The organism is Streptomyces sp. NRRL F-5135 (assembly GCF_000719775.1).
Classification (GTDB): Bacteria; Actinomycetota; Actinomycetes; order Streptomycetales; family Streptomycetaceae; genus Streptomyces; species Streptomyces hebeiensis.
In genome coordinates, this window is the sequence record NZ_JOHR01000002.1 from 107,936 (window position 1) to 123,421 (window position 15,486).

Consider the following 15,486-nt stretch of genomic DNA (forward strand, 5'->3'; position numbering starts at 1 on the left):
GGTCGGGAAGACCCGTCAGGAGGGAGATTCGTCGGTGCCCTTCCCGCCGCCCCCAGAGCCCTTCCCGCCGCCCCCAGAGCCCTTCTCGCGCCGCTCGACCTCTTCCTCGCGCCGCTTCAGCTCGGCCTCCCAGCGCGCCAACTGCTCCTGCTGCTCCCGCCGCTGCTCGCCGCCCGCGTCGTTCGCCGGGTCGTCCTTCGACGCGCTGTCGTCCTTCAGCCGGTCGCCCTTCGGCCTGTCGTCCTTCAACCGGTCGCCCTTTGCCTTGTCGCCCTTGAGCGAGTTGAGGAACTCCGGATTGTCGTCGGGCGCGACCCAGTTCCCCCGCCGCGCGGTCCTCGCGCGGTCGCGGCCCACGATCAGCCACGAGATGGACCCGACCAGCGGGAAGAGCAGCACGAGGATCGCCCAGATCGGCTTGGGGAGGTAACGGATCTCCTTCTCCTCGGTGGTGATGCAGTCGATGAACGCGTAGATGCTGAGAGCCAGCGGCACCAGAATCATCAGCACCCGAAGCATGGCGGTCCCCCTGGGAACGGAGTGGGAACGGAGATCGGGACCGGCCGGGCGGCCCCCGTGACAGGTCCAGGGTAGCGAGTGGCGGATACTGGACCACATGGCTTACGACGATCTCCGCTCGCTGCTGCGGGCTCTGGAGCGCGAGGGCGACCTCAAGCGCATCAAGGCCGAAGTCGACCCCCACCTGGAGGTCGGGGAGATCGTCGACCGGGTGAACAAGGCGGGCGGGCCCGCGTTGCTCTTCGAGAACGTACGCGGGTCCTCGATGCCCCTTGCCATGAACGTGTACGGCACGGACCGGCGGCTGCTCAAGGCCCTCGGGCTGTCCTCGTACGGCGAGATCGGCGAGAAGATCGGCGGACTGCTCAAGCCCGAGCTGCCGCACGGGTTCGTCGGCGTGCGCGAGGCGTTCGGCAAGCTCGGGTCGATGGCGCACGTGCCGCCGAAGAAGGTCAAGGACGCCCCGGTCCAGGAGCGGGTCCTGACGGGGGACGAGGTGGACCTCGACCAGCTCCCCGCGCTGTTCAGCTGGCCCGGGGACGGCGGGTCGTTCTTCAACCTCGGTCTCACGCACACCAAGCACCCCGAGACCGGCATCCGCAACCTCGGCCTCTACCGGCTCCAGCGGCACGACCGCCGCACCATCGGCATGCACTGGCAGATCCACAAGGACAGCCGCAACCACTACCAGGTGGCGGCCCGGCGCGGCGAACGGCTGCCCGTGGCCATCGCGTTCGGCTGCCCGCCCGCCGTCACGTACGCCTCGACCGCGCCGCTCCCCGGCGACATCGACGAATACCTCTTCGCCGGCTTCCTCCAGGGGCGGCGGATCGAGATGGTCGACTGCAAGACCGTGCCGCTCCAGGTCCCGGCGCAGGCCGAGGTCGTCATCGAGGGCTGGCTGGAGCCGGGCACCATGCTGCCCGAGGGGCCGTTCGGCGACCACACGGGCTTCTACACCCCGCAGGAGCCGTTCCCGGCGCTGACCATCGACTGCGTGACGATGCGGCGGAGGCCGCTGCTCCAGTCGATCGTGGTCGGCCGGCCGCCGACGGAGGACGGGCCGCTGGGCCGCGCGACGGAACGGTTCTTCCTGCCGCTGCTGAAGATCATCGTGCCGGACATCGTGGACTACCACCTCCCCGAGTCGGGCGGATTCCACAACTGTGCGATCGTTTCGATCGACAAGAAGTACCCCAAACACGCACAGAAGGTGATGCACGCGATCTGGGGCGCGCACATGATGTCACTGACCAAGCTGATCGTGGTCGTCGACGCGGACTGCGACGTCCACGATCTGCACGAGGTCTCCTGGCGCGCGCTGGGGAACACGGACTACGCGCGCGACCTCACCGTCGTCGAGGGCCCGGTCGACCATCTCGACCACGCCTCCTACCAGCAGTTCTGGGGCGGCAAGGCGGGCATCGACGCGACGCGCAAGCTCCCCGAGGAGGGCTACACCCGGGACGGCGGCTGGCCGGAGATGGTCGAGTCGGACCCCGCGACGGCGGCCACGGTGACGAGGCGCTGGAAGGAGTACGGCCTGTGAGCAGCGCCGCCGCCGTCCCGCAGCCGGGCAGGACCAGGGCCTTTCTGCGGCTGGTGATGATCGAGCACTCGGTCTTCGCGCTGCCCTTCGCCTACATCGCCTCGCTCACCGCGATGTTCCGCCAGGACGGGAGCATCCACTGGGGCACCCTGCTGCTGGTCACGGTCGCGATGGTCGGCCTGCGCACGTTCGCGATGGCCTGCAACCGGATCATCGACCGCGAGATCGACGCCCGTAACCCGCGCACCGCCGGCCGGGAGCTGGTCACGGGCGCGGTGTCCGTACGGTCCGCCTGGACCGGCGCGCTGATCGCCGTCGTCATATTCCTCGGCGCCGCCGCGCTGCTGAACCCGCTCTGCCTCGCGCTCGCGCCCGTCGCCGTGGTGCCGATGGTGGTCTACCCGTACGGGAAGCGGTTCACGAACTTCCCGCACGCCATCCTCGGCCTCGCCCAGGCGATGGGCCCGGTCGGCGCCTGGATAGCGGTGACCGGGACCTGGTCGTGGGACGCGGTGATCCTCGGTCTCGCGGTCGGCGTCTGGATCGGCGGCTTCGACCTGATCTTCGGCTGCCAGGACGTCCAGGCGGACCGCGCCCACGGCGTGATGTCCGTACCGGCCCGCTTCGGTATCCCGGCCGCCCTCCACGGCGCCCGCGCCGCGCACGCCGTGACGACGGTGCTGCTGGTCTGGTACGGGCTGGCGACGGACGCGGGGGGCTTCTTCTGGCTGGGCCTGCTGATCGTGGCGGGGGCGTTCCTCTACGAGCACACGATCGTGCGGCCGCACGACCTGTCCCGCCTGAACAGGGCGTTTTTCTCCGTCAATGGTTTTATCGGGATTGCCCTTTTCGTGTGTGCGCTGCTCGATCTGCTGGTGCGTGGTCTGACGGTCTAGCTACCGTCGGCCCTGCCATCGAGTGCAGGACAGGGGCAGGGAGGCCGACGTGACCATCTCGGAGACCGAACGCCCGCACTCACAGCTCAGCCGGTTCGAGGACATGTTCCCTGGCTACGGGACAGAGATGGGCCGCCTCGCCTTCGACACGAGCGAACTGCCGGTGGACCCCCGCCACACCTGACCTCGGCCCCGGCTCCGGGCGCCGATAGGCTCGTACGCGTGGAGCAGGCGAATGTGGACGGTCAGCGGCGGCGCGTTCCGTGGGTCGTCGGAGTGTCCGGCGCTTCGGGGACGCCGTACGCGGCGGCCGTGCTGCGGGGGTTGCTGGACGCGGGGGAGAGCGTCGACCTCGTGGTCAGCAGGGCGTCGCGGCTGACGCTGCTGGACGAGACGGGCATCGCGTTCCGCGACGCGCACTGGCGGGACGATCTCGCCGCCTGGCTGGCGCGGGGCGCGGACGGGAAGCCGCTGGGGACGGCGCCGGACCTGCGCGACGTACGGCACTGGCCCGCCGGGGACCTGGCCGCCGGACCGTCCTCCGGTTCGTATCCCGTCAAGGGCATGCTCATCGTGCCCGCGTCCACGGCCAGTGTGGCCGGCGTCGCGCTCGGGCTGTCGAAGGACCTGCTCCAGCGGGCCGCGAGCGTGACGCTCAAGGAACGGCGCCCGCTGGTCGTCGCAGTACGGGAGACCCCGCTGAACGGGCAGACGCTCAAGCACCTGGTGGCGCTGGACGAGGCGGGCGCGGTGGTGCTGCCGGCGTCCCCGGCGTTCTACGCGGGCGCGACCCATATCCAGGACCTGGTGGACTTCGTCGCCGGGCGGGTGCTGGACGCGGCCGGCGTACCGCACCGGCTCTACCGCCGCTGGGCAGGGGAACTCGGCGGCGGCTCGCGCCGTGCCGGCGACGGGGGTGACGGGGTGACGGAGCGACGGTGAAAGGCGGGGGCGGTGACCCGGCGCCGTCGTGCTTCTCCGTACAGTGCGTGCCCTGGCCCTTGCGTGCCTTAGATTTTATCTGTAAAACGTGGCATCGCTGAGTAATGGAAGGCTTCAGGCATATGGACGCCGTGGATAGGCAGCTCATCCAGGCTCTGCGGGAGAACGGCAGAGCCTCGTACGCCGAGCTCGGCCGGCTCGTCGGGCTCTCCGGTCCCAGTGTCACCGACCGGATCAACCGCCTCGAAGCGGCGGGCGTGATCACCGGTTACCGCGCCACGGTCGACTCGGCCTCGCTCGGCCTCGGAGTCACCGCGCTCATCGGGATCTCGCTCTCCGACGCCGCCGACCACGAGGACGTGGCCCGCCGGATGCGGGACCTCGGGGAGATCGAGGACTGCTGGTTCATCGCGGGTGACGACTCGTACATGCTCAAGGTGCGGGCGAGCGACGTGGACGGCCTGGAGAAGACCATCGGCCGCCTCACCGGGACGAAGGGCGTCTCCCGGACCCGTACCACCATCGTGCTCTCCACCAAGTGGGAGAACAGGGTGGGGGAGCTGCCCGAGGAGTGAGGCGGCGACGGGCACGCCCTCGCCGTCGCGGAAACGCCCCGCCGGAAACGCCCCCGCGCGTCGGCGGGAGGGCCGCGTCCGTGGTGTCCGAGCGGGGGCGTAGGCTCGACAGGCCCGATTGGTAGACGTATGGGAGGCGGCCGACATGGACGCGGGGCTCAAGCGCGAGCTGGAGGAGAAGGTCCGGGCCGGTGAGCGGCTGTCCCGCGAGGACGGCATCGCGCTGTACGAGTCGGACGACCTGGCCTGGCTCGGCGGACTCGCCCACGAGGTGCGCACGCGCAAGAACGGTGACGTCGTCCACTTCAACGTCAACCGCCACCTCAACATGACGAACGTCTGCACCGCCTCCTGCGCGTACTGCTCCTTCCAGCGCAAGCCCGGCGAGAAGGACGCGTACACCATGCGCATCGAGGAGGCCGTCCGCCTCGCCAAGGCGATGGAGGGGGAGAACCTCACCGAGCTGCACATCGTCAACGGCCTTCACCCCACCCTGCCGTGGCGTTACTACCCGCGGTCGCTCAGCGCGCTCAAGGAAGCCCTCCCGCAGGTCTCCCTCAAGGCGTTCACCGCCACCGAGATCCACCACTTCGAGACGATCTCCGGTCTGACGGCCTCCGAGATCCTCGACGAACTGATCGACGCCGGCCTGGAGTCGCTGACCGGCGGCGGCGCCGAGATCTTCGACTGGGAGGTCCGGCAGCACATCGTGGACCACGCCACCCACTGGGAGGACTGGTCGCGCATCCACCGGCTCGCGCACGAGAAGGGGCTCAAGACGCCCTCGACCATGCTGTACGGGCACATCGAGGAGCCCCGGCACCGTGTGGACCACGTGCTGCGGCTGCGTGAACTGCAGGACGAGACCGGCGGGTTCCAGGTCTTCATCCCGCTGCGCTACCAGCACGACTTCGTGGACATGAAGGACGGCAAGATCCGCAACCGGCTCCAGGCGCGGACGACCATGGCCACCGGCGCCGAGGCCCTGAAGACCTTCGCCGTCTCGCGACTGCTCTTCGACAACGTGCCGCACGTGAAGGTCTTCTGGGTGATGCACGGCGTCCAGACCGCCCAACTGGCCCTCCAGCACGGCGCGGACGACATGGACGGCTCGGTCGTCGAGTACAAGATCACGCACGACGCGGACAACTACGGCACGCCCAACAAGCTCGGCCGCGAGGACCTGCTCGACCTGATCCGCGACGCCGGCTTCCGCCCCGTCGAGCGGAACACCCGTTACGAGATCATCCGCGAGTACCCGGGGCCGGACGCGGACCGCCGCGAGTCCCCGCAGCCGATGCGGGTCTGAGGACGGGTCTGAGGAGCGGGGAGCATTCCGGGCATGGCGCTCACTTTCGAACTGGATCCGGCGGTGGACCCGGCCCTGCGCGACGGCGTGCTCGCGCTCTGGGCGGACGTGTCCAACGCGGGCGGCGCGGTCGGCTTTGTACCGCCGGTCACGCCCGACGAGATCCGGCCGCAGCTGGTCAAGCACCTCACGGCCATGGCCGAGGGCCGGATGCGGCTGCTGGTCGGCCGCGACGAGGAAGGCGCCGTCGCGGCCACGGCGTTCTTCGCGCTCAACACCCACCGGCTGATGCGGCACTGGCTGTGGCTGTACACGGTGATGGTCCACCCGCGCCACCAGGGCAAGGGGTACGGGCGTGACCTGATGGCCGCGGCGGCGGAGGCCGCCGCCGGGTTCGAGGGCATCGAGGCGATCCGGCTCACCTGCCGGGGCGGCACGGGCGTGGACCGCTTCTACGCGTCGTGCGGCTACAAGGAGGTGGGGCGGGTGCCCGACGCGATCAGGGTCGCGCCGGGCGACGACCGGGACGACATCATGATGCTGCTGCCCCTGCACGCCTTGGCCGGCCCGGAAGGCGCGCGCGGCCCGGAAGGCGCGCGCGGCCCGGAGGGCTCGGACGGCGCGTACGGCTCCGAGCGTTCGGGGACGCGCTGAAGGCCGGTGCACGCCCGACAAAGCGGGCGTGCTTCACTGGATGACAGCCCCTGTCGTACGGAGACCGGAGACGGCGAGGGGCGAAGGAGAGGGAGGAACCGCCGTGACCGCTGCCAAGTCGCACGCCATGCTGCGCTACACCGCGATGCGCCTGGGCGTCTTCGTCGGCTGCTTCGTCGTGGTGGCCGCTCTCGTGCAGTTCGGGATCGTGCCCAAGGGGCTCGGTGATTCGAGCCTCCTGTGGATCCTGCTGCTCTCCATCCTGCTCTCGGCGCCGCTCAGCTTCGTCCTGCTGCGCAAGCAGCGCGACGAGATGTCCGTGCAGATCGCCCCCCGGGTCGAGGGCGCGAAGGCCAAGCTGGACGCCCGGCTCGAGGCGGTCCGCGGCCAGGAGGACCGCTCGGCGCAGTGACCGTGGAGCGCCGCCTCCGGCGCTCGCGTGACGCCGCCTCCGCGACATCGCTCACCTGACACCGCTTACGTAACGTTCCTCACATCACCCCGACTCCGGGAACCATTCTTCCGGAGCCGGGGTGGTGCGTTTTCCATGGATTTCATGGCGCTCTGAGGCTTTCGCCCCCTCATCGCCTCTCTTCGTATCTCAAAGAAGCACTTTGAGACCCTCAAAGTTCAAGTGTTAACGTCTCGGACATGAAGTCGGTTCTCAAGGTCCCGTTCTGGGCGCAGATCGTCGCGGGCCTGGTCCTCGGCGTGCTGCTCGGCTGGCTCGCCCGCAGCCAGGACATCAGTTGGCTGTACACCACCCTCGACAAGGTCGGCAGCATCTTCGTCCAGCTGCTGAAGCTGGCGGTCGCGCCGCTCGTCTTCTTCGCGATCCTCGTGTCGATCACCAACCTGCGCAAGGTCAACAACGCGGCCAGGCTGGCCACCCGCACCCTGCTCTGGTTCATGATCACCTCGCTGATCGCGGTCGCCATCGGCCTGGCGATCGGCCTGCTCACCAACCCGGGCGCGGGCACCGGCCTCACCCCGAAGGACGGCAAGGCGCCCGAGGGCTCGGGCTCCTGGCTCGACTTCCTGACGGGGATCGTGCCCACGGACGTCATCACGCCGTTCACCGAGCTGAACGTGCTCCAGATCGTCTTCATGGCCGCCGTCGCCGGCATCGCCGCGCTCAAGCTCGGAGACCGGGCCAAGCCGATCCTCACCCTCAGCGAGGCCGTGCTGGAACTGCTCCAGAAGGCCCTGTGGTGGGTCATCCGGCTCGCCCCGATCGGCACGATCGGTCTGATCGGCTTCGCGATCGCCGACTACGGCTGGGACCTCATCGGCAAGTACGCGACGTTCACGGCGGACGTCTACATCGGCTGCGCGCTGGTGCTGTTCGTGGTCTACCCGGTGCTGCTGGCGACGGTGGCGAAGGTCAACCCGCTCCAGTTCTACAAGGGCGCCTGGCCGGCCATCCAGCTGGCCTTCGTCTCGCGCTCCTCGGTCGGCACGATGCCGGTCACCCAGAGGGTCACCGAGCGCCTGGGCGTGCCCAAGGAGTACACCTCCTTCGCCGTCCCGTTCGGCGCGACGACCAAGATGGACGGCTGCGCCGCGATCTACCCGGCGCTGGCGGCGATCTTCATCGCGCAGATCTTCGACGTGCAGCTGGGCATCCAGGACTACCTGCTGATCGCCTTCGTCTCGGTCGTCGGCTCCGCCGCCACGGCCGGCCTCACGGGCGCGACGGTCATGCTCACGCTGACCCTGTCCACCCTGGGCCTGCCGCTGGAGGGCGTGGGCCTGCTGATGGCGATCGACCCGATCCTGGACATGATGAGGACGGCGACGAACGTCGCCGGCCAGGTCGTCACCCCGTTGATCGTGGCCTCGCGGGAGAAGATCCTGGACCACGACGCCTACCGCACGGCGTCGTCGTCGCCGGTCGCCGACCCGGCTGACGCCGACGCGGTGGAGGGCAAGGTCCCGGCGGCGGCCTGATCCGCTCGCGTCCGCACCGTTCGCCGTACGGCGCCCCCGCCCAGCCGGGCGGGGGCGCCGTCGCGTACGCGTACGGCGACGGGGTCTTGTGTCGTACGGTGCGTTGCCGGCCACGGCCGGCGCCAGAGCCGGCGCGGGCGCCAGAGCCACGGGCCCGGCTCCCTGCCCGGTCCGTGATCGTCCGTGACGGGCGTTCAGGAACCTTCCTGACCTGGGACCCTGGCGTCCGGCGGCGGAACACGGAACGCTGCTCCCCGGATCACCCGCACCAAGGAGCCAGGAGTTACACGTGCCCGTCCCCACGTCCGCCTCCCCGCCGCCGGCCGAGCCCGAGAAGCTGCGCGTGGACGGGGTCGTCAGAGAGGTGTACGTACCGCCCCTCGCACCGCCCGTCCGGTCAGGGTCCCTCGCCGAGATCCCCTTCGACAACGCCCGTGAGGATCCCGACGCGGTGGTGCTCAGCCGCAAGTGCCCGGTGCGCGCGGCGGACCGGCCCGGTCCCGGACCGGGCGCCGGCCGGCACCTGCCCGGGACCGGTCCCGGCCGCAGGCTCCTGCCCCTGGGCCGGGCCAGGACGGGTCCCGGGGCCAGGACGGGCTCCGGGGCGGGGGCCGGCCCGGGGTCCGGGCCGGGAGCCGGATCCGCGGGGCGGCCCGGCGACTGGCAGGACGTCACCGCCACCGCCTTCGCCGCCGAGGTCCACGCCGTCGCCAAGGGACTGATCGCGCACGGCCTGCGCCCCGGCGACCGGCTGGCGATCATGTCCCGTACGACCTACGAGTGGACGCTGCTGGACTTCGCCGCCTGGGCCGCCGGCCTGGTCACCGTCCCCATCTACCCGACCTCCTCCGCCTTCCAGACCCGCTGGATCCTCCAGGACTCGGGGGCGGTCGCCTGCGTCGTGGAGGACGCGCACCAGCAGTGGCTGATCGGCCAGGAGCGCGAGCGGCTGCCGGGCCTGGCCCACCTCTGGGTGTTCGACAGCGGCGCCGTCGAGACCCTGTGCGCGGCCGGTGCGGACGTCCCGGACCGGGAGGTCGCCAAGCGCCGCATGGGGCTCGGCCCGGAGTCCGTGGCCACGATCTGCTACACCTCGGGCACCACGGGCCGCCCGAGGGGCTGTGTGCTCACCCACGGCAACTTCTTCGCCGAGGTCGACAACGCGATCGAGCTGCTGTACCCCGTCTTCAAATCGGCGGACACCGCGGCGGCCGCGGAGGCGGCGGGTGCCGCACACGCGACCGACGGCACCGATACCACCGGGACCACCGGGACCACCGGGACCACCGGGAACGCCGGCACCACAGGCACCACAGGCACAGACACCACAGGCACAGACACCACAGCCACCATTGACCGCACGGGCGTCACCAGCAACCCCGGCAGCGACCCGGGAGGCGCGGGGAGCGCGGGGGCGCCCCGTACCGCCGGTGCCGCCGCCCCCGGTGCCGGGCTCTCCACGCTCCTCTTCCTCCCGCTCGCGCACGTCTTCGGCCGGATGGTCGCCATCGGCTGCCTGCGCGCGCGGGTACGGCTCGGCCACGCGCCCTCCCTCAAGACCGACGACCTGCTGGCCGACCTGGCCACGTTCCGGCCGACCTTCCTGCTGGCCGTGCCGTACGTCATGGAGCGCGTCTACAACACCGCCCGCGCCACGGCGGAGCGGATGGGCCGGGCCGCGTCCTTCGACCGCGCCGCGAAGGTCGCCCAGGAGTACGGCGAGGCGACGGAGGCGGCGCTGCGCGGCACGGGGCCCGGCCCCGCGCTGCCCCTGCGGGCGGCCCGGGCGCTCTACGACCCGCTGGTCTACCGCCGTGTCCGCGCCGCCCTCGGCGGCCGGGTCAGGCATGTGATCTGCGGCGGTTCCCCGCTGGGGCGCCGGCTGACCGCGTTCTACCTGGGCGCGGGCATCACCACCTTCGAGGGGTACGGCCTGACGGAGACCACGGCCGCCGCGACCGTCATCCCGCCGCACCGGCCCCGTATGGGCACCGTGGGCCCGCCCCTGCCGGGGACGACCGTGCGGATCGCCGACGACGGCGAGATCCTGCTGCGCGGCGGCCAGGTGTTCGGGGGCTACTGGGACGGCGAGCGCGGCGAGGCGGTCCTCCCGCACGGGCCCGGAGCAGGCCCGGGTGACCTCGCCGGGCGGAACGGCGGCCGTACGGAACCGTCCGAGGACGGCCGTACGGGACCGTCCGGCGACAGCAGCCGTACGGAATCCGCCGGGGAGAACGCCTCGGGCTGGTCCGACGGCTGGCTGGCCACCGGCGACCTGGGCTCGCTGGACGAGGACGGCTACCTCACCCTCACCGGCCGGAAGAAGGACGTGATCATCACGTCGAGCGGGAAGAACGTCATCCCCGCGCCCCTGGAGGACTGGCTGCGCGCGCACCCCCTGGTGAGCCAGTGCATGGTGCTCGGCGACAACCGCTCGTACGTCACCGCGCTGATCACCCTCGAACCGGAGGGCCTCGCCCACTGGCGGCTGATGAAGCGGAAGCAGCACATCCCGATGCGCGCGCTGGCCGACGACCCGGATCTGCGCGGGTCGCTCCAGCGCGCCATAGACGAGGCGAACCGGCTGGTCTCCCGCGCCGAATCGATCCGCCGGTTCCTGGTCCTGCCGGTGGACTTCACCGAGGAGGCGGGCCATCTGACGCCCTCGCTGAAGATGCGGCGCCAGGCGATCGCCCGTGATTTCGCGGCCGAGATCGAGAGCCTGTACCGCGCATGAGGCGGCGGCGAGCCGAATTGTGTACGGATTCCGCGTAAGCCATACAGAACGCACATGTGAACGTAGACGCAAAGGTGCAGGTGGCCGGAAGCGGAAAAGGCAGGAGCCCTGTTTCCCCCGGAAGGGAAGCAGGGCTCCTTGGGTACTTCTGTCGATCAGTGCGCGATCGCCGACCTGGCAACTAGGCCGGGGTGACGTTCTCCGCCTGCGGGCCCTTCGGACCCTGGGTGACGTCGAAGTTCACGACCTGGTTCTCCTCGAGGGAGCGGAAGCCGGTCGCGTTGATCGCGGAGTAGTGGACGAAGACATCCGGGCCGCCGCCGTCCTGGGCGATGAAGCCGAAGCCCTTTTCAGCGTTGAACCACTTGACGGTTCCGGTAGCCATAAGCCCTCCTTGGGCCAAAGGGTTGCCCTGCTCCAGAACCTGCAAAGAAGTCTGAAAACTACGAGAGCCTGCGGGTCACATGCTCCGCAGGCTCTGTACTGCAAGGGAAACCAAACTGCAACTTGCGGCGAGCCTAGCACGCAGTGTGCGGGCGGCGGTAGAGGTAAAGATCACTTCACCCGGATGCCTGAGCGGCCCCCCTCATGCTGACGGACCACGCCCCCGGAAGCCGCCGTCTTTCGCCCCGGGGCTAGCCTCGCGCTGTGGACAGTCCAGAGGAAAACGCAGCGGCAGAAGCGGGTACGCGTGCGGACGCGGAAGCGGGCCGCGCGCCGCGCGGCGAGGTGGCGGCGGGGACGAACGGGGAGGTGGCGGCGGGGACGAACGGCGGTGGCCCGCCCCGGACCCGGCCGCGCGTCGGCCATATCCAGTTCCTGAACTGCATGCCGCTCTATTGGGGCCTCGCGCGCACCGGAACCCTCCTCGATCTGGAGCTGACCAAGGACACGCCCGAGAAGCTCAGTGAGGGGCTGGTGCGCGGCGACCTGGATATCGCTCCCGTCACCCTCGTCGAATTCCTCCGCAATGCCGACGACCTCGTCGCGTTCCCGGATATCGCGGTCGGCTGCGACGGCCCCGTCATGTCGTGCGTGATCGTGTCGCAGACACCGCTGGAGCAGCTGGACGGCGCCCGGGTCGCCCTCGGCTCCACGTCCCGCACCTCCGTGCGGCTGGCGCAGCTGCTGCTGAGCGAGCAGTACGGGGTACGGCCCGACTACTACACGTGCCCGCCGGACCTCGGCCTGATGATGCAGGAGGCCGACGCGGCGGTCCTGATCGGGGACGCGGCGCTGCGCGCCTCCCTGCACGACGCCCCCCGGCTCGGCCTGAAGGTCCACGACCTGGGGCAGATGTGGAAGGAGTGGACGGGGCTGCCGTTCGTCTTCGCGGTGTGGGCGGCGCGCAAGGACTATCTGGCGAGGGAGCCCGTGGTCGTACGGAAGGCGCACGAGGCGTTCCTGTCGTCGCGGGACCTGTCCCTGGTGGAGGTCGCGAAGGTCGCCAAGCACGCGGCGCGCTGGGAGCTGTTCGACGAGGAGCTGCTGGAGCGTTACTTCACGACGCTGGACTTCCGCTTCGGCGAGGCCCAGCTGGCGGGGGTGCGGGAATTCGCCCGCAGGACCGGGGCGACGACCGGCTATCCGCCGGACGTGCGCGTCGAGTTGCTCTCGTCCTGAGCCGCGCGGCACGCGGCGCGGGGCACGGGCCCACGGGGCCGTACGGCCGGCGCCGTACGGCCCCACGGGCTCGAGCACCGGGCGCCCGCCGCCGTCCCTCGTACCCCCTGGCGTAGGCTGGATCGGTCGTGAGCAACCGCTCGCCCGCCCGTACCGCCTCTGTGGGAAGGACCGCCCGGTGACCGAGAAGGCCGACCCTACGTCCGTGAACGTCACCGAAGTCCTGGAGCGTGCCTCCGCCGGCGGCCGGATCACCCCCGAAGAGGCGCTCGTCCTCTACCGTTCGGCTCCGCTGCACGCGCTGGGCTCCGCCGCCGACGCGGTGCGCCGCCGCCGGTACGCGGGGACCGAGCACATCGCGACGTACATCATCGAGCGGAACATCAACTACACGAACGTCTGCGTGACGGCGTGCAAGTTCTGCGCCTTCTACGCCGCGCCCAAGGACACCGCCAAGGGCTGGACCCGGGACCTCGACGACATCCTGCGCCGCTGCGCGGAGACCGTGGAGCTGGGCGGCACGCAGATCATGTTCCAGGGCGGGCACCACCCGGACTTCGGCGTCGAGTACTACGAGAAGCACTTCGCCGCGATCAAGAAGGAGTTCCCGCAGCTCGTCATCCACTCCCTCGGGGCCTCCGAGGTCGAGCACATGGCCAGGATCTCCAAGGTCTCCGTCGAGGAGGCGATCCGGCGCATCCACGCCGCCGGCCTCGACTCGTTCGCGGGCGCCGGCGCCGAGCTGCTGCCGGAGCGGCCCCGCAAGGCGATCGCGCCGCTCAAGGAGTCCGGCGAGCGCTGGCTGGAGATCATGGAAGCGGCGCACGGGCTGGGGGTCGAGTCGACGTCCACGATGCTGATGGGCACGGGCGAGACCAACGCCGAGCGCATCGAGCACCTGCGGATGATCCGGGACGTGCAGGACCGCACGGGCGGCTTCCGCGCGTTCATCCCGTACACCTACCAGCCAGAGAACAACCACCTGAAGGGGCAGACGCAGGCGACGCTCTTCGAGTACCTGCGCATGATCGCCATCGCGCGGATCTTCCTGGACAACGTCGCGCACATCCAGGGCTCCTGGCTGACCACGGGCAAGGAGGTCGGCCAGTTGTCGCTGCACTACGGCGCGGACGACCTCGGCTCGATCATGCTGGAGGAGAACGTGGTGTCGTCGGCCGGCGCCAGGCACCGCTCCAACCGGCTGGAGATCATCGACCTGATCCGCAAAGCGGGCCGGGTCCCGGCGCAGCGCGCCACGACGTACGAGCACCTCGTCGTGCACGACGACCCGGCGAACGACCCGGTCGACGAGCGCGTGGTCTCGCACATCTCCTCGACCGCGATCGAGGGCGGCACGGCCCATCCCGAGCTCAAGCTCATCTCCTCCCACTGAGCCCGGGGCAGCGCGCCGGTGGAGACCTTGCACGTGGCCGACGAGGTACGGCGCACCTGGGACGATCCCGAGCCGATCCCGGACGGGGCCGTCGTCGTGGGCCGGGACCGGGTGAGAGCGGTCGGTCCGTACGAGGAGCTGAGGGCGCGCTTCCCGGACGCGCGGGTACGGCGCTGGACCGGTGTGCTCGGTCCGGCGCGCGTCCACGAGGGCCCGCTGCCCGACGCGCCGACCCCGCGCGAGCGGATCCACGCGGTGCTGAAGGCGGGCGCGGCGGCGGTGCGGGCGGAGTACGCGGGCGGGCCGGGCCTGGGCGCCGCGGCCGAGCGGGTGGGCGTCCGCCTCCTGCCCGTGGCGGGGGCCGGAGCCATCACGCGGGACGGCCGGGCGGACCTGGCGGTGTTCGACGCGGAGGGCCGGTGCGTGGCGACGGTCTGCGCGGGCCGGCTGGTGCACCGGCGGGCGTGAGGCGGGCGCGGCTCCTGGCGCCTGGGGCTCCCGGCTCCCGGGACTTCTGGTCCGGCCGGGACGACCGGGACGACCGGCCCGGAAGGTCCGCCGCCCGCCCTGCCACAATGGCCGGGTGACCCGAGCATCCCTGGAAAAGCAGCCGCACGAAGTCGCCTCGATGTTCGACGACGTGGCGGCGAAGTACGACCTCACCAACGATGTGCTCTCGCTCGGCCAGGCCCGGCTGTGGCGCAAGGAGGTCGCCAGGGCGGTCGCCGCGCGCCCGGCGGAGAAGGTCCTCGACCTGGCCGCCGGGACGGCCACGTCCTCGCAGCCGTTCGCCGCGACCGGCGCCTATGTGGTGCCCTGCGACTTCTCGCTCGGCATGCTGCGGGAGGGCAAGAGGCGGCACCCGTGGATGCCGTTCACGGCGGGCGACGGGACGAGGCTGCCGTTCGCGGACGAGGTGTTCGACGCGGTGACGATCTCGTTCGGCCTGCGCAACGTCCAGGACACGGATCGCGCGCTGCGCGAGCTGTACCGGGTGACGAAGCCGGGCGGACGGATCGTGATCTGCGAGTTCTCCCACCCGACGTGGGCGCCGCTGCGGACGGTCTACAGCGAGTACCTGATGCGCGCGCTGCCGCCGGCCGCGCGGGCGGTCTCCTCGAACCCGGAGGCGTACGTCTACCTCGCCGAGTCGATCCGCGCCTGGCCCGACCAGCCCGCGCTGGCGGCCCGGCTCCAGGATGCGGGCTGGTCGAAGGTGGCGTGGCGCGATCTGACGGGCGGAATCGTGGCCCTGCACCGCGGTGTACGCGCCTGACGACACAAGAGACGCGCCGCCGCCGGGCCGGGCCGGGCCCGGCAGAACGCCCGGGTCCGGCCC

The 15,486-nt window shown here is 70.9% G+C and carries 15 protein-coding genes and 1 pseudogene; 14 read left to right on the plus strand and 2 right to left on the minus strand.

Going from position 1 to position 15,486, the window contains the following annotated elements; all coding sequences use genetic code 11:
* Window positions 1-15 precede the first annotated feature (15 nt).
* A complete protein-coding gene (locus IG02_RS0104265) occupies window positions 16-519 on the minus strand; it encodes a PLD nuclease N-terminal domain-containing protein (protein WP_030742006.1) in 504 nt (167 codons plus the stop codon).
* A gap of 97 nt (window positions 520-616) precedes the next feature.
* Here IG02_RS0104265 and IG02_RS0104270 point away from each other — a divergent pair, with 97 nt between their 5' ends.
* From IG02_RS0104270 to IG02_RS42525, 10 genes and pseudogenes are all read left to right on the plus strand, one after another.
* Entirely contained in the window at window positions 617-2,068 is a 1,452-nt protein-coding gene (locus IG02_RS0104270; RefSeq protein ID WP_030742009.1) for a menaquinone biosynthesis decarboxylase, read from the plus strand.
* Window positions 2,065-2,964, plus strand: a complete 900-nt coding sequence (mqnP, locus tag IG02_RS0104275) for a menaquinone biosynthesis prenyltransferase MqnP (RefSeq protein ID WP_030742011.1) — start codon at window positions 2,065-2,067, stop codon at window positions 2,962-2,964. The genes IG02_RS0104270 and mqnP overlap by 4 nt, the downstream gene beginning before the upstream one ends.
* A gap of 49 nt (window positions 2,965-3,013) precedes the next feature.
* Window positions 3,014-3,148, plus strand: coding sequence for a hypothetical protein (locus IG02_RS43405; protein WP_267958488.1), 135 nt, complete (start codon window positions 3,014-3,016; stop codon window positions 3,146-3,148).
* A 38-nt stretch (window positions 3,149-3,186) separates the two neighbouring features.
* Entirely contained in the window at window positions 3,187-3,906 is a 720-nt protein-coding gene (locus IG02_RS0104285) for a UbiX family flavin prenyltransferase (protein ID WP_420707714.1), read from the plus strand.
* A gap of 122 nt (window positions 3,907-4,028) precedes the next feature.
* Window positions 4,029-4,481: an Lrp/AsnC family transcriptional regulator gene (locus IG02_RS0104290; RefSeq protein WP_030742016.1), complete on the plus strand. Its 453-nt coding sequence runs from the start codon at window positions 4,029-4,031 to the stop codon at window positions 4,479-4,481.
* 145 nt (window positions 4,482-4,626) lie between these two features.
* A complete protein-coding gene (gene mqnE / locus IG02_RS0104295) occupies window positions 4,627-5,790 on the plus strand; it encodes an aminofutalosine synthase MqnE (RefSeq protein WP_030742019.1) in 1,164 nt (387 codons plus the stop codon).
* A gap of 33 nt (window positions 5,791-5,823) precedes the next feature.
* Window positions 5,824-6,342: pseudogene (locus tag IG02_RS0104300) on the plus strand (GNAT family N-acetyltransferase); the annotation flags it as partial.
* Between the two features lie 205 nt (window positions 6,343-6,547).
* The gene (locus tag IG02_RS0104305; protein ID WP_030742023.1) at window positions 6,548-6,856 is read left to right on the plus strand and encodes a DUF4229 domain-containing protein; all 309 of its coding nucleotides are present in this window, start codon (window positions 6,548-6,550) and stop codon (window positions 6,854-6,856) included.
* Between the two features lie 239 nt (window positions 6,857-7,095).
* Window positions 7,096-8,394: a dicarboxylate/amino acid:cation symporter gene (locus tag IG02_RS0104310; protein WP_051764452.1), complete on the plus strand. Its 1,299-nt coding sequence runs from the start codon at window positions 7,096-7,098 to the stop codon at window positions 8,392-8,394.
* Window positions 8,395-8,683: 289 nt separating this feature from the next.
* Complete coding sequence (locus IG02_RS42525) at window positions 8,684-11,131, plus strand: AMP-dependent synthetase/ligase (RefSeq protein ID WP_037802238.1); 2,448 nt, start codon at window positions 8,684-8,686, stop codon at window positions 11,129-11,131.
* Between the two features lie 181 nt (window positions 11,132-11,312).
* On the opposite strand, the gene IG02_RS0104320 is transcribed toward IG02_RS42525, so the two are convergent.
* Window positions 11,313-11,516 carry a cold-shock protein gene (locus tag IG02_RS0104320; RefSeq protein ID WP_017948713.1) on the minus strand — a complete coding sequence of 68 codons (204 nt, stop codon included), beginning with the start codon at window positions 11,514-11,516 and terminating at the stop codon, window positions 11,313-11,315.
* 368 nt (window positions 11,517-11,884) lie between these two features.
* On the opposite strand from IG02_RS0104320, the gene IG02_RS0104325 reads away from it, so the two are divergent.
* From IG02_RS0104325 to IG02_RS0104340, 4 genes are all read left to right on the plus strand, one after another.
* Window positions 11,885-12,754: a menaquinone biosynthetic enzyme MqnA/MqnD family protein gene (locus tag IG02_RS0104325; protein WP_030742030.1), complete on the plus strand. Its 870-nt coding sequence runs from the start codon at window positions 11,885-11,887 to the stop codon at window positions 12,752-12,754.
* Between the two features lie 178 nt (window positions 12,755-12,932).
* On the plus strand, window positions 12,933-14,147 hold the full coding sequence (mqnC, locus tag IG02_RS0104330; protein WP_030742032.1) for a cyclic dehypoxanthinyl futalosine synthase: 1,215 nt from the start codon (window positions 12,933-12,935) through the stop codon (window positions 14,145-14,147).
* A gap of 18 nt (window positions 14,148-14,165) precedes the next feature.
* Window positions 14,166-14,615 carry an imidazolonepropionase-like domain-containing protein gene (locus IG02_RS0104335; protein ID WP_030742034.1) on the plus strand — a complete coding sequence of 150 codons (450 nt, stop codon included), beginning with the start codon at window positions 14,166-14,168 and terminating at the stop codon, window positions 14,613-14,615.
* Between the two features lie 115 nt (window positions 14,616-14,730).
* Complete coding sequence (locus tag IG02_RS0104340) at window positions 14,731-15,423, plus strand: demethylmenaquinone methyltransferase (RefSeq protein WP_030742035.1); 693 nt, start codon at window positions 14,731-14,733, stop codon at window positions 15,421-15,423.
* The last annotated feature ends 63 nt before the right edge of the window (window positions 15,424-15,486 follow it).

Coding starts and splice junctions, on each gene's coding strand:
- IG02_RS0104265 (WP_030742006.1), bottom strand. CDS start 519: ATGCTTCGGGTGCTGATGATTCTGGTGCCGCTGGCTCTCAGCATCTAC.
- IG02_RS0104270 (WP_030742009.1), top strand. CDS start 617: ATGGCTTACGACGATCTCCGCTCGCTGCTGCGGGCTCTGGAGCGCGAG.
- IG02_RS0104290 (WP_030742016.1), top strand. CDS start 4,029: ATGGACGCCGTGGATAGGCAGCTCATCCAGGCTCTGCGGGAGAACGGC.
- mqnE (WP_030742019.1), top strand. CDS start 4,627: ATGGACGCGGGGCTCAAGCGCGAGCTGGAGGAGAAGGTCCGGGCCGGT.
- IG02_RS0104310 (WP_051764452.1), top strand. CDS start 7,096: ATGAAGTCGGTTCTCAAGGTCCCGTTCTGGGCGCAGATCGTCGCGGGC.
- IG02_RS0104320 (WP_017948713.1), bottom strand. CDS start 11,516: ATGGCTACCGGAACCGTCAAGTGGTTCAACGCTGAAAAGGGCTTCGGC.